Annotated in this window: 16 protein-coding genes and 1 tRNA gene; 16 read left to right on the top strand and 1 reads right to left on the bottom strand. The window is 34.9% G+C overall.

The window, feature by feature from the left end; genetic code table 11:
- The first annotated feature begins 10 nt into the window (after positions 1–10).
- The 16 genes from BLQ53_RS08890 to BLQ53_RS18920 all read left to right on the top strand — a co-directional run bounded on the left by BLQ53_RS08890 (position 11) and on the right by BLQ53_RS18920 (position 11,125).
- Positions 11–436 carry a hypothetical protein gene (locus BLQ53_RS08890; RefSeq protein ID WP_093726957.1) on the top strand — a complete coding sequence of 142 codons (426 nt, stop codon included), beginning with the start codon at positions 11–13 and terminating at the stop codon, positions 434–436.
- Positions 437–497: 61 nt separating this feature from the next.
- Positions 498–1,367, top strand: coding sequence for an SU10 major capsid protein (locus BLQ53_RS08895; protein WP_093726958.1), 870 nt, complete (start codon positions 498–500; stop codon positions 1,365–1,367).
- 73 nt (positions 1,368–1,440) lie between these two features.
- Positions 1,441–1,617, top strand: coding sequence for a helix-turn-helix domain-containing protein (locus BLQ53_RS08900; protein ID WP_093726959.1), 177 nt, complete (start codon positions 1,441–1,443; stop codon positions 1,615–1,617).
- Between the two features lie 160 nt (positions 1,618–1,777).
- Entirely contained in the window at positions 1,778–2,590 is an 813-nt protein-coding gene (locus tag BLQ53_RS08905; RefSeq protein ID WP_093726960.1) for a hypothetical protein, read from the top strand.
- A 594-nt stretch (positions 2,591–3,184) separates the two neighbouring features.
- The gene (locus tag BLQ53_RS08915; protein ID WP_093726962.1) at positions 3,185–3,961 is read left to right on the top strand and encodes a hypothetical protein; all 777 of its coding nucleotides are present in this window, start codon (positions 3,185–3,187) and stop codon (positions 3,959–3,961) included.
- A gap of 40 nt (positions 3,962–4,001) precedes the next feature.
- A complete protein-coding gene (locus tag BLQ53_RS18915) occupies positions 4,002–4,148 on the top strand; it encodes a hypothetical protein (protein WP_170829629.1) in 147 nt (48 codons plus the stop codon).
- Positions 4,145–4,552, top strand: coding sequence for a hypothetical protein (locus BLQ53_RS08920; RefSeq protein ID WP_093726963.1), 408 nt, complete (start codon positions 4,145–4,147; stop codon positions 4,550–4,552). The genes BLQ53_RS18915 and BLQ53_RS08920 overlap by 4 nt, the downstream gene beginning before the upstream one ends.
- A gap of 42 nt (positions 4,553–4,594) precedes the next feature.
- A complete protein-coding gene (locus BLQ53_RS08925) occupies positions 4,595–6,193 on the top strand; it encodes a terminase large subunit domain-containing protein (protein ID WP_093726964.1) in 1,599 nt (532 codons plus the stop codon).
- Between the two features lie 12 nt (positions 6,194–6,205).
- Positions 6,206–7,561: a phage portal protein gene (locus BLQ53_RS08930; RefSeq protein WP_093726965.1), complete on the top strand. Its 1,356-nt coding sequence runs from the start codon at positions 6,206–6,208 to the stop codon at positions 7,559–7,561.
- Between the two features lie 503 nt (positions 7,562–8,064).
- Positions 8,065–8,778, top strand: a complete 714-nt coding sequence (locus tag BLQ53_RS08935; protein ID WP_093726966.1) for a DUF4145 domain-containing protein — start codon at positions 8,065–8,067, stop codon at positions 8,776–8,778.
- A gap of 62 nt (positions 8,779–8,840) precedes the next feature.
- The gene (locus BLQ53_RS08940; RefSeq protein WP_093726967.1) at positions 8,841–9,116 is read left to right on the top strand and encodes a DUF771 domain-containing protein; all 276 of its coding nucleotides are present in this window, start codon (positions 8,841–8,843) and stop codon (positions 9,114–9,116) included.
- A 77-nt stretch (positions 9,117–9,193) separates the two neighbouring features.
- Positions 9,194–9,613: a hypothetical protein gene (locus tag BLQ53_RS08945; protein WP_093726968.1), complete on the top strand. Its 420-nt coding sequence runs from the start codon at positions 9,194–9,196 to the stop codon at positions 9,611–9,613.
- A gap of 2 nt (positions 9,614–9,615) precedes the next feature.
- Positions 9,616–9,963 (top strand): hypothetical protein, encoded by a 348-nt coding sequence (locus BLQ53_RS08950; protein ID WP_093726969.1) that lies wholly within the window; start codon positions 9,616–9,618, stop codon positions 9,961–9,963.
- A gap of 47 nt (positions 9,964–10,010) precedes the next feature.
- Positions 10,011–10,355, top strand: a complete 345-nt coding sequence (locus BLQ53_RS08955) for a hypothetical protein (RefSeq protein WP_093726970.1) — start codon at positions 10,011–10,013, stop codon at positions 10,353–10,355.
- Between the two features lie 14 nt (positions 10,356–10,369).
- On the top strand, positions 10,370–10,951 hold the full coding sequence (locus BLQ53_RS08960) for a hypothetical protein (RefSeq protein WP_093726971.1): 582 nt from the start codon (positions 10,370–10,372) through the stop codon (positions 10,949–10,951).
- Positions 10,952–11,052: 101 nt separating this feature from the next.
- Positions 11,053–11,125: transfer RNA gene (locus tag BLQ53_RS18920), tRNA-Val, on the top strand.
- A 325-nt stretch (positions 11,126–11,450) separates the two neighbouring features.
- Here BLQ53_RS18920 and BLQ53_RS08965 read toward each other — a convergent pair.
- Positions 11,451–12,257 carry a site-specific integrase gene (locus BLQ53_RS08965; protein ID WP_170829630.1) on the bottom strand — a complete coding sequence of 269 codons (807 nt, stop codon included), beginning with the start codon at positions 12,255–12,257 and terminating at the stop codon, positions 11,451–11,453.
- Positions 12,258–12,274 lie beyond the last annotated feature (17 nt).

Genomic DNA, 12,274 nt, shown 5'->3' on the forward strand with positions numbered 1-12,274 from the left:
GAGATTTGATTTGTCTGAAGCAACTTTTACGCAAGAACAGGTTAACGAAGCAGTACAGAATGCAAAGCAAGAATGGGTTGAGCAAGAATTTAATCCAATCGTTACAGAAAGAGATGAATTGTTGCAGTATAAGCCAAAAGACCTCACTGACGATGAGAAAGCAATCCAACAAAAGCAGCAAGACCTGTTCCAGAAAGAGATTAATCTTGAACTTAAAGAGAATGGATTAGAGCAATTTACTTCCATAATCAAGGTTGAAGATACCGATCAGTTGAAAGAGGTTGTTAAGTCTCTAAAACAGATTACCAATGACATCAAGATTGCAAATGGTTATATTCCGAAAGACCATGCTGCAGACGATGAATATACAAAGTTTACTAAAGAAAAGAACACTACTGGAATGATCGGTAGTAAACTAGCAAACCTATTTAAATAATTTATGGCAAAGCCATTTAATTATACATAAAAAAACTAAAACAATTTAAGGGAGAATGATTATGTTTAAATCCACTAACTTTACAGCAGCAGAACAAATTTCTTTGGCGCAGGAGATTGCTCTTATTGGAGTGCAAGCAACACCATTTACATCTATGCTAATGGCAAAAGGCAACATTGAGAAAGCACTAAGCACTGTCTACACTTGGAGAGAAACCGCACTATCACATGACGAAGATATTTCAGCGGTTGAAGGTGCTGATACAACAGAATTCCAAGAATCTGCTCGTAGAGAATTGCAAAATATGCTTGAAATCTTCAAAAAGGGTGCTTCTCTATCTGGTACTGCGGCTGCAATGAAATCTACAGAATTCGCTGAAGAGATTAATTCTCGCCTTCTTGAATTGAAGATTAATATGGAGAAGAAACTTATCAATGGTCTTAAAGCCGATGGTTCTACTGCTCCATTCAAACGCCAACTTAGTGGTCTAATTGAATTTGCTGATGATGCAAATGCTGTGGCTGCAACTGGTGCGGTAACTGAAGACACTATTAAAGAAGCGATGAGAAACCTTTGGAATCAAGACCTTTCTGAAGGTACTGTATATGCGTTTGTTAATGCTGACCTTAAAGAACAAATTGATGGTATCTATAAGGATCGTTATAACTACAACCACGCTACAACAAACTTTGGTCTACTCGTAGACAGCATTAATACTAATTACGGCACAGTACAATTTGTACTTTCCAAGCATGTACCTGCAGACAAAGTTGTGTTCTTCAATGATTCTTATGTAGACCTTGCTTACCTTCGTGAGCCACACTTTGAGCCATTGGCTAAAACTGGCGATAGCGTTAAAGGCCAGGTTATTGCAGAAGCAACACTTAAGGTCGGTTCTCCTAAAGCAGTTGCAGTTGTAACAGTAGCATAATCCATACATAACTAAAGTGGGTATCGCCTTAATTGGCGGTATCCTCTTTTTATATTCTAAAAGGAGAAAAAGGATGTTTGATGAGAAACAATTATATCTTCTGAAAAGAAGACAAAAGAAAATAAAGCACAGGCAACTGGCAGAATATCTGAAGTGCAGCCAATCACTTATCAGCAGGTATGAAACAGGTGATTGCAGTATGTCTGATTCAAAGATAGAGAAATATAAAGAGTTTATAGATAGATACTAATTAAAAAAATTAATCGAAAAGTAGAGGTGAAGATGTAGGAGTAATAAATTCGTCATGACCACTTTCCTTCTTTAGATGAGGAATGAGGAATGATGATTAGACGATTGTTTAGATGATGATTATAGAAGTTTGGTGGCAGAGTTAATCTTCTGCTGCAATTATGGACAAAAAGTTAAAAAGTCAGTTCCCGGAATGGTGTTTCAGTAATGAAAATGGACAATTTCAAACAGTTTTAACGGATGATTTAGATAGTTTGGTGGGTTGTGCCATTGAGAGTAAGGTTAGAGGAAATGAAATAAATCATTTCTACAACTTTAATCGCCTATTCATTGGGGATAAAACTGATACTAGGAAGTTATTAGGCATTGATTTAGCCCTTCATAGAGGAAGATCATGGTGTAATCACGTTGTTAGGATTGGGAGAAATGATTACGTAAATCCTCTTACAGCGAACATCAATGCCATATTTAATATTTACAGCGGTAATTACTTTCAAAAGTATGCTCTTTCCACAGCGTTACTAATGTGGTCATTTTATGATTTACCGTTACCTGAAACTAAAGAAGGTAAGATGCTGTTACTGTCTATTGATTCTGGTTTCTTAGGACACTATGACCAACGGTTTAAATCTGTGCATAACAAGTATTTACGCTTATTAGGATTTGAAGAATTAATTGATCTTCTCAATAACACAACAAAAAATGACTATTTTGTACTGCAATCTAAGTATCAAACAAAGGCAAAAATAAGGCTTGATGACTCTGGTAATCTGAAGAGTAACTTACCTTTAAATGAAATCAGCCAACTGATCGGCTTACCATTACAACTTCCTAGTATTCAATTTACGTTAAGGAATAGATGGAAAGAGAAATCAGATTACACGTACAGCACACCAACTAAAAGCAAGTTAGGGGATAATATTATATCCTTTGCATTAACAGGCAGAAACCGATTTAAATACACGTACAAATAAGGAGATAATGCATTGAGAGAAATTACAAATCATGATTTATTTTATTGCTATAGCCGTAAACTATCTGACTACATCTACGATCACTCCAAAATCCTTCCTCTTACAATTGCCATCAATCCTAAGAGCAACAATCCATTTAGCCTATATGCAAAAAGCGAGAAACTGCAGAAGGCTCTTGATGATTATAAATTACAATCTGTGACCAAATAGGGATAGGGAAATCTATAAAAACTCACTTTTTGTGACCATTCAGGGATAAGGGGGAATGAGAGATAAATGGCTTTATATCAACGATTATAAGGGTTTATTAGAAAAACTACTTTCGTTTTCGTGACCAAATAGGGTTGTGGAGATTAATGACTCGTGACCATATAGGGATATAAGTAATATAAAATAATAAATTATAATAAATAAAAAATAATAAATTCCAACCTGCAAAGTCGTAAACAACTTTTGCGGTTATGGATTATTTTAAATCTAAAATCTTAAGTTCAAAACCTTAAGTTCAAATTCAGGAGAAGGTGTGTGTTATTCATCTTCTCTTTTTTCTATTTCTAATTTTAAAATATTAATTTAAAAAGGGGCAATTTGCCAATGGAAAAGTTTTCATTAGATAGTATGAAGATTAAATCAAGTTGGTTCACAGGTGGTAAACAATCAATGTTTCAGAAGATGGGTAAAGACGAGGGTTTAAATTTATATCTTCAATTATTCCGTTTTAGAGTACATCAAGGAGATATTAATGAACATAATTTCATCTTTAGTGTATCTGAACTAAGACAATATTCAAAAGTAAATATGACTAAGAAACTAAGTCACAAACAAATCTTAGATATGCTTATTAAGATGGAGAAGTTAGGTATCATCAAGAATCATAAAGCAAAATGGGCAACCTATACTGATAGTGATGGGAAGGTATTGGCTGATAAGATAATTAAATTAGAAGCGACTGACGTTCCTAAAACTAAACGTGTTGAAGAAAAGGATATGCCGATCACTGAAGATGATATATACATAAGCATAGAGTTTGCAATGGTTGAACATATTTATGGTAACGGCTTGTTTTCAAAAGACTTATCTATCTTCTATCTGATTCGTAGATTATCTAATAGTAGTGAAAGAAAAGCATGGATGAATATTAATACTATGGAGTCCTGGCTAGGTTATGGTGATGAATCAATCACTAAGTCTCTTGTCGCTCTAAACAAATTAGGTATAGTGGCGACTAGAGTACGCAAAAACGGCTTACAAGATAAGTATGAGCATTACCCTGTGTTCGGTGGAGTTCGTGGTATTTCCGAACACGTAAAGATGATGGGAAGTAGTCAGAAATCATTTTTAAAGCGTCACAAGTCTAAGCAATCTGCTTAGGCTTTTTATATTAATTTAAAAAACAAGGAGAGACTTTTACATGAATAAATCTAATCAAGAAATCCTAAAAGATATTGAACAAAAAATGATTGCAAACCTATTATTAACAAAGGGAATTATTAATAAAATGAAATCCTTTAACGACAAATATAGTAAGAAGTATGTAGAAAGCGGTGCTGCTGAATGACAATTTACGATGCGTTAAAAACAATCAATTGGCAGAAGGCAGAATACTTCAAGTTTAAGTTTCCTGATTTAAGATTCGATCAGTCCAAGCCACTTAAATCAGAAGATGACTTTATGAAAACAGTTAATCGTAAGTCTATGAATGCTTTTACTAAGTGGGAAAAAACAAGTGAATACAAATATCTCATACAACTGTATCTTGATACTAAGATTGCTGATGATTATGAGGAAATTTATAAGATTGTGGCAGAGAAGGCAAAGGGAGGGGAAGAGAAATCAATTCGACTCTTCCTTACTCTTCAGAAGGATATACAGCAAAATAGCAAAATGGCTGCTAAATCACTGGAGCAGTCGGAAGATGATAATGAAACAGAAGAAGAGGATAGTGATTTAGATTTGAGTTAGTCATTCCCTAAATGGAGTGGCTTTTTTAATGGGGGTGAATAGATGGTGATAAAGAAAACAAGCAAAGGACTGCAAAAGGTACTATCTGATTTTAGATTGTTTGCAAAGAACTTCATTAAGATAATTGATAATAACGGTGATCAGATTCCATTTGTAATGAACCCAGAACAGGAACAATTTAATAACGAGATGGTTAAGTATAATATCATTCTAAAAGGGCGACAAATCGGCTTTACAACGTGGTCATTGGCTTACATGATTTATTCTGCAATGACTAAGCCAGATACATCTTATTTAATGATGACACATCATAACAAGGTAACACAGTCATTGCTTAGACGTATCAATAAGATGTATCAGTCGTTACCGCATGAAAAATATCCCGATGTGTTTCCGAAAAAGGTAATCAGTAACCGAGATGAGATTTATTTTGAGAATGGGTCAAGGATCCAAGTGGCAACTGCAGGTGGCGATGATAGTATTTCAGGAAATACGTTCCAACTTATTCACTTGTCTGAGATGGCTAAATATCCAACAGAACAGCAAGAGGAAATCATTGCAACTAGTATTCCTGCACTGGCCAAGAACCCGAACAGTAAGATCATTATTGAGTCAACGGCTATGGGGTTTAATGCTTATCAGGAGATGTTTCTGAAGGCTTATAGAGGTAAAGAAAGTGTATGGAAAGCACACTTTTATTCTTGGCTTGCTAAGGCTTATAGCAGCCAGTTTAAGCATAGTTTTGATGAAGCGGAAGAATGGTATAAGTTACATAATCAAGGGCGTAGGATGTCCTCTAAGGACTTAGAGCACGATGAAAAAGAGTTATATAAGAAGTACGGTGCAACCTTCCGTCAGTTGATGTATAGGCGGTACTATATTGAAACAAACTCATTGGAAAAGTTTCAGCGAGAGTTTCCTACAACCCCTGATGAAGCGTTTCAGACCTCAAATATTAGTGTGTTTGATACCCAGAAGATTATCCATCGTCTGCAGAATGTATTTCCTCCATTACCTTCGAAAGATTTAGAAGAAATCCCCGAAATATTGAAACCTTACCTTAATAAGAGTTTATTCATTTACCATTTACCAAAATCAAAAGAAAAGCATTATGGCGGTGTCGATGTAGCCAGTGGTACAGGTGGAAACAATGATAACAGTACAATGGCTATCTATAATGCTGATGGACAGCAGGTTGCTTCCTTCTATACAAATGATGTACCAGTTTATGAGTTTGCAAAAATAGTGAACAGTTTAGGCAGGTTTTATAACTATGCCTTTATTTGCGTGGAAAGAAACAGTTACGGCTTACCATTGTTAGAAAAGTTGAGGAAAGAATACAACTACATGAACCTATTAAAGCAGAAAGTATTCGATCAGAAGGGTAAGAAGAAACTCCAATTAGGATTTATGACAACTAATACAACTAAGCCGATCCTTATTAATGATTTTAAAGAAAGTTTTGAGTTGGGTTTTATCAATATAGAGTGCGTAGATACGTTGGAAGAAATGAAAATATATCAAGAAACAAACGGTAAAATGGGCAATAAAAAGGGTGCAAACCTGCATGATGACCTTGTTATAGCGAATGCGATGTGCGTACAAGCAATCAAACAAAGTAAATACTACGTTGATATTTAAAGGAGTGATGGCATGACAGAATTGCATGAGTATATTGCAGGAAAGTATGAGAGTAGCAAAACATGGTTTGTTGAAGAAGTAGGCAGCATACAGAATCAGCAGCGTTTACTCGATATTAATGAGAAGAAGGACTATTTAGATGGTCAGCATAAGATTATCTATAAACCTTCATACAAATATAATGGGAAAGATTTTGAGCCAAGAAAGATTGTACTTCAATATGCAAAAACATTACTGAATTTTCAGAAGGCTTTCTTGCTGCAGAAACCAATCACCTTTACAGGTAATGAGCATGTAGTGAAGAAGTATCAGAGCATTAATAAGAAGGGGAAATATAACCGATTCGATCAGAAGGTGCTTGATAAGATTCTGAAGTATGGCGAATGTGCAGAGTATGTTTATATGGAGAATAAGGTTATTAAATCTAAGTTGATTCCTGCCGATCAAGGCTTTCCTGTTTATGATGAGAATAATGACCTTATCGCTTTTATCGAAGCGTTTATTTATGATGCTATATCTTATTACATAGTGTATGAGAAAGACTTTGTAACTAAGTACGATAACAATGGTGGAGATATTAGGTTAGTTGAGAGAAGAGCCAACCTATCAGGTCTGCCGATTGTATATAGTACAGATAATGAGTTAGATGATACAAAGGGTAGAAGTGAGTTAGATGATTGGTTGAGTATCCTTGATAGTATGGAGGACTTAATAAGTAAGTATGCTGATTCCTTCTATAAGTTTATGAATCCTATTCCAGTTGTTATTGGTCAACAGTTAAAAGGGGAAGCAATGCCAAGTCATATTGTTGGTGGTGGACTACAATTAGATGATGGATCAGAGTTTAAGATGGAGAGTAATGGACTTGATTATAAATCATTTGAATCATTGTATAAGACATTACTGCAATCATTGCTTGATACTTCCCAAACACCTGCCGTATCAATGAATAAGACGGATATTAGTAACTTGTCAGAGGTTAGTATTAAGTTGCTATTCCAGTTGGCAGAGATTAAAGCGGGTATCAATGAACAATATATGCGTGAAGGATTTGAACAGCGATTCGATAAGATTAGGACATTGTTAGAGTTACAAGGGGAGCCAATCAGTGATGAGGAATATGAATCCCTTGATATTGTGTTCCAGTTTGCAACTCCACAGAATGATAAAGAGATCATCGAGAATATTGCTCAATTGAGAGAGTTAGGTGGCATGAGTTTAGAAAGTTTGTTGGAGAAATCTCCATATACTTCTGATGTACGCTTTGAGATGGAACGGCTGCAGGTTGAGGGTAAAGGCAAAGAGGAAAAGGACAAGAGTGTAAATAATAATCAGAATGTGAATGAAAAGGATTATCAGTTAGGTTAGGTTACTGAAAAGGTGATAAGAATGGGAATAGTATAGGTAAAGTATATATCGTCTGACTCGCACCTGTTACTTAATAGGCAGAGTGTTAAAAATGACACAAGAGCCATGCTATTCCTGTTCCTATTGCTTATATATGGCTAATTTTATGCACTATTTTATGCATTAAAACGTTGATTTTATCGTATGATTTATCCATTATTTATGTAAAATCCGTCCTAAATAGCCGTATGTATAAAATGCTGCATAAAAAGTATGTGAATTGGCTGATATAAGGATACATAATGTTAGTGACAATACTGATGTAGAGCCATTATCGTTGGTATATCAGTATGTGAAGGGAAACTACTTCCTATAATCTTAATTATGTAAACACTATAAATATACATCGATTTTGTAGATGAACGATACCCCTAATTGACGAGTTTCTTCCATAAACATACCTAATTACACACCCAGGAAAAAATGTAGTAGAATGTATTTAACAATTACTGGATGGTGATATTATGTCTTTATTTGAGAGGAAGATATTTTGTTCAAAGTGTAATCTTGATACAAACCATGAGATTATACACACCTATAAACGGAGTACTTCTGAATTCGATGATATTCAATGGTTTCATGAGTTTCATATCACAGAATGCGCTGGTTGTGAGACTGTAGCCTTTATTGATCATTATGGCGATGAAGAAATGTGGGAATATAATTATGACGGTGAACGGGAGTATATATATGACACTAAAGTGTATCCTCCTAAGCCTATCGTCGAAAAAGAAGTTTTTTATGCTCGCGTTGAAGCAATAGACTTTAAGTTTGCTTCCGAATCTGTTAAAGAACTATATTTACAGGTAGTGAACGCATATAACAGCGGGTTCTTATTGCTAGCAACAATAGGTTTAAGAACGCTTATTGAAAAAATTTGTATAGACATTAATGTGAAAAAAGGTTTTAAGTTCGATGATAATCAAGTGAAAATTCCTGATGATGATGGTACTCCTAGAAAGAAAGAAACTATAGAAGGAAAAATTAATGAACTTTGGGAAAAACAATATATTATATGGGATCAGGCACGTATTCTTCAAAAAATAAGAAAAATTGCTAACAGTGCAGTCCATGGGGCAGAAGAGCCTACAACTCAAGCATTTAGAAGCGCTATCAATATTGTAGAGCAACTAGTGATAAATGTTTATGAGTTAAAGAATCATAAATTATTAAAATAGGTATAAGAACAATTACCTTTTCACATACTTAAAGATAGATTCAATTTGGAGTGGTGATCTTTTTGTTTGAGATAAAGGTAAATGAAGAAGAGTTAAAGGAACTATATCTTAAAATATTACGTGAACACATTGAGAAAATTGAGCAGGAAACAACCTTTTGGGATTCAAAGGATTTAAGGAAGAATGTGAGGTTATCTTGGAATACTATACAAGATCAATTCTTCTTTGATGAAAGATTTCCTAAAATTCGTGTAGGTAAGAAGTGGCTTTTTCACGCTGCTAAAACAAGAGAATTTCTCGATGAATGGTTTGAAGAACAAAGGATGAGCAAAAAGTAGCGGTGGTTTATGTAAATAATAAAGGTAAATAGTCTTATCTGTCGAATACATCTTCTTAGAAAGGAGGTGTATTTTTAATGTCCATTGTTGGTGCTACTATCATTCTTATTGTAATAGTTGGCTTTATTTTTCTCTTAATGTGGTACGCAATGAAATCCGAGAAAAAAATGAAAAGTCAGGAAGTACAAGAAAACCATACACCGTCTCGTGTAACTGAAAAGGTGGAGTACATAGAAGGTAATCCGATAGCAACTTTACTCATGGTAGTAGGAGTTGTAACAATGGTGGTGGGAATTGTTATTGGATTTATTTCGTCAATACCTGATTCTTACTTAGATGAATTTAAGATTGTCCCACTTCTAATTTGGTCATTTGCAGGTATTTCATCTGGAGCAATTTTTGTAGGACTAAGTGAGATAATTAAGTTGATAGATAGGATAAGGATTAATTTACTAGACGGCTCTGTTAAAGATAAAGCAGTCAAATTAGGAGGATGAAATTGAATAGGTATACTAAATACTCATCAAGATATTTTAAGGATCAATTTTCAAGTAACAAAATCTGGGCTAGTGTCATGGGTAAAGAAGGAATCGAAATGAAATTTAACGCCTCAGAGAATTTAATTGATTACATGTTAAAAAAATACCGCCCTCATAAGTTACACCGAGAAGATTTTGAAGAACTAGAAATTAGTTTGGCCGAAGTTGAAATTGCTTTAAACAAATTAAACTCTCTACCTGAAAGATTTGAGGTAACCGATGAGGAAAAGGCTGCTTTTATTAAAAAGTATGAAGAGTTATGTGAAAGAGTCGAACGCGCTAACCTACAAAGAATAAGTTGGAATTGAAGTCACTCCATAGGGTGGCTTTTTTCTTTATATAAGGAGGAATAGAAATGAATAACCTACAACGTCTACAATTGGAAACTAAAGGTATCAAGTTAGAACAAAAGGAATTAATCATCTACCTTAATGAAAATGGATTGCAGCCATTTGAACAATATAATGCAGAATCTGCCACAAGTAAGAAAAGCATCTATCAAGCAGCATTGGCAGCATTGGAATCTATTGCAAATAATCCCTCTAAATTTGCTAATAAGAAGCATGAGGATATGGATGTATCTGACTTTGCAGTAAATCTGCAGAATCGAATTGATCAGTTAGAGCGTAAGATTAGAACGCTTAAAACAGACAACCAAATTAAAAATGACACTAACTTCTTCATGTTGTTTGGTGACTGAAAGGGAGTGGATTTATGATAAGTGAAGCATTTACAGAGTTATTGAATGAGTTTGGGGTAGAAGTGTACTTTAATGATGAAAATAAGCCTAGAAACGTAATCATTACATCAAAAGGAATCAATTTGAATGAATTTGATGATAAAGTAATACATTCTGACGTTCCTTTGAAGCGTGGTGATATTGTTAAGTATGGTGTTACCTATTACATAGTTTTCAGTGATGTTCAATCAAAGCGTGTATACGAGTATAAGGCGGTTATCCGTCCTGCTACAAATACTATTCCTATACATGTGCAGGAGGAACAAGTAACTGATCCAGAGTACGATGAATATGATAATCCAATTCCAGGAACAGGTGAAGTAATTCCTGCAGTTATAGAAGATGTGCCTTGTATTGTTTACCAACAATCATTTAGTATCATTGCGGGACAAATTACAGTAGCAGAATCAGAGATAAATATACTAATGGCTGACAATGAGAAGTCTCAAAAGGTAGAAATTAATGATGAGTACATAATACAAAATGTTACTTACAGGATAAGTGATATTAATTTGCTTAAAACAGGTCTACGAATATTTATAGCAAATAGAGTATAACCACTTTACATAATTTCTCAACCACTTTATAATGAAATTGAAAATATTCAATTGTGAAATGGTCACATTTAATTTATACATAACTAACGTTGATAATATAAGATTCTATGGGGAACAGGCGTTTGCACTACCTTGACAGGGTAGGGGTCGCTGGTTCAAGTCCAGTCGGAATCACTAAATAAAACCCTAGAGCCGCAATGGTTCTAGGGTTTTTCTATGTTCCTGTAGAAATACGAACACTAATAAAATGTTGACCGTTTGTCGACCAATTTAAGATGGTTTGTATTTTTGTAACTGGTTTATAGTTTTCTCCCGTCTCTTTTTAGAAATATGACCATACACATCAGCAGTAAATTTTGAGCTTGTGTGACGAGCTTGTTTAGAGATAGATAAAAGGTTTACGTCGTCTTCTTCCATAAGAAGGGCTACCATTGTATGCCGAAAATCGTGTAACTTGTTTTTCTTTACATTATGCTTTGCTCTAATTTTCCTCCACTTCTTAGAAGGGCTGTAGGGTAGAGGTGATTGCCAAACCCATCATGGTAAAGGTATTCTTTATCCCACCTGGCCAGAGGTCTCCAGCCAGCATCCTCTCTATCAACCAATGACGTCTGTATTCTTTCAACATATCAGTAACAAACTTTGGAATTGAGATTGTTGCAGCTGAAGCTTCGGATTTTGGGTTCTTCAAAACAATTCCCGTTGTCCCGTCATCGCGAATTCCTATAACTAGATTATCCTGTATCGTAATCTCGACTTCTTCTAAATTAATATGGGACCATTGGAGCGCAACGTTTTCTCCGCGGCGTAATCCGGCGAAAATTGCCAATACAAAATAGACCTTCCACATTATTTCTTGCTCATAGAGAATTTCCATTATAACAGGCATATCTTCTCCAGAATAATAACCCATTTCTTTCTTTTTCAATGAAGGGGGCTTTACTCCATCCATCGGGTTTTCTTTTATAACCTTCCAATCGACAGCTACACCGAACATATGCTTTAAGATTCTGTACATATATTTAACTGTGGCGGGTGACAAAGTCTTATTAGGATCGTTTTGACTTTTCTCGTTTAACTTGCTATCTAAGAATGCTGTTATCTGGATGGTATTAATTTTGGATATTTTCTTACTCCCGAAGTGGGGGAGTATGTGTATCTGAAGATATCGATAGAAAGTTTCTTGTGTAGAAGGGGAAAGTGCTTTTGGCGCGTGTCTTTCTTTCCATATATCTTTAAACTCTTCAAAAGAAGATTTGGCTGGATCCACATACTCACCATTGCGTATTTCAGTTTCGAACTTCAACAATTCCTCCTCTAGAT

The sequence above is a fragment of the Terribacillus halophilus genome, assembly GCF_900101385.1.
Lineage (GTDB): Bacteria > Bacillota > Bacilli > Bacillales > Amphibacillaceae > Terribacillus > Terribacillus halophilus.

What these genes read in the sequence shown, in the direction of transcription:
- BLQ53_RS08895 (WP_093726958.1), top strand. Translation starts at nt 498, where the DNA reads ATGTTTAAATCCACTAACTTTACAGCAGCAGAACAAATTTCTTTGGCG.
- BLQ53_RS08900 (WP_093726959.1), top strand. Translation starts at nt 1,441, where the DNA reads ATGTTTGATGAGAAACAATTATATCTTCTGAAAAGAAGACAAAAGAAA.
- BLQ53_RS08905 (WP_093726960.1), top strand. Translation starts at nt 1,778, where the DNA reads ATGGACAAAAAGTTAAAAAGTCAGTTCCCGGAATGGTGTTTCAGTAAT.
- BLQ53_RS08915 (WP_093726962.1), top strand. Translation starts at nt 3,185, where the DNA reads ATGGAAAAGTTTTCATTAGATAGTATGAAGATTAAATCAAGTTGGTTC.
- BLQ53_RS18915 (WP_170829629.1), top strand. Translation starts at nt 4,002, where the DNA reads ATGAATAAATCTAATCAAGAAATCCTAAAAGATATTGAACAAAAAATG.
- BLQ53_RS08920 (WP_093726963.1), top strand. Translation starts at nt 4,145, where the DNA reads ATGACAATTTACGATGCGTTAAAAACAATCAATTGGCAGAAGGCAGAA.
- BLQ53_RS08925 (WP_093726964.1), top strand. Translation starts at nt 4,595, where the DNA reads ATGGTGATAAAGAAAACAAGCAAAGGACTGCAAAAGGTACTATCTGAT.
- BLQ53_RS08930 (WP_093726965.1), top strand. Translation starts at nt 6,206, where the DNA reads ATGACAGAATTGCATGAGTATATTGCAGGAAAGTATGAGAGTAGCAAA.
- BLQ53_RS08935 (WP_093726966.1), top strand. Translation starts at nt 8,065, where the DNA reads ATGTCTTTATTTGAGAGGAAGATATTTTGTTCAAAGTGTAATCTTGAT.
- BLQ53_RS08945 (WP_093726968.1), top strand. Translation starts at nt 9,194, where the DNA reads ATGTCCATTGTTGGTGCTACTATCATTCTTATTGTAATAGTTGGCTTT.
- BLQ53_RS08955 (WP_093726970.1), top strand. Translation starts at nt 10,011, where the DNA reads ATGAATAACCTACAACGTCTACAATTGGAAACTAAAGGTATCAAGTTA.
- BLQ53_RS08960 (WP_093726971.1), top strand. Translation starts at nt 10,370, where the DNA reads ATGATAAGTGAAGCATTTACAGAGTTATTGAATGAGTTTGGGGTAGAA.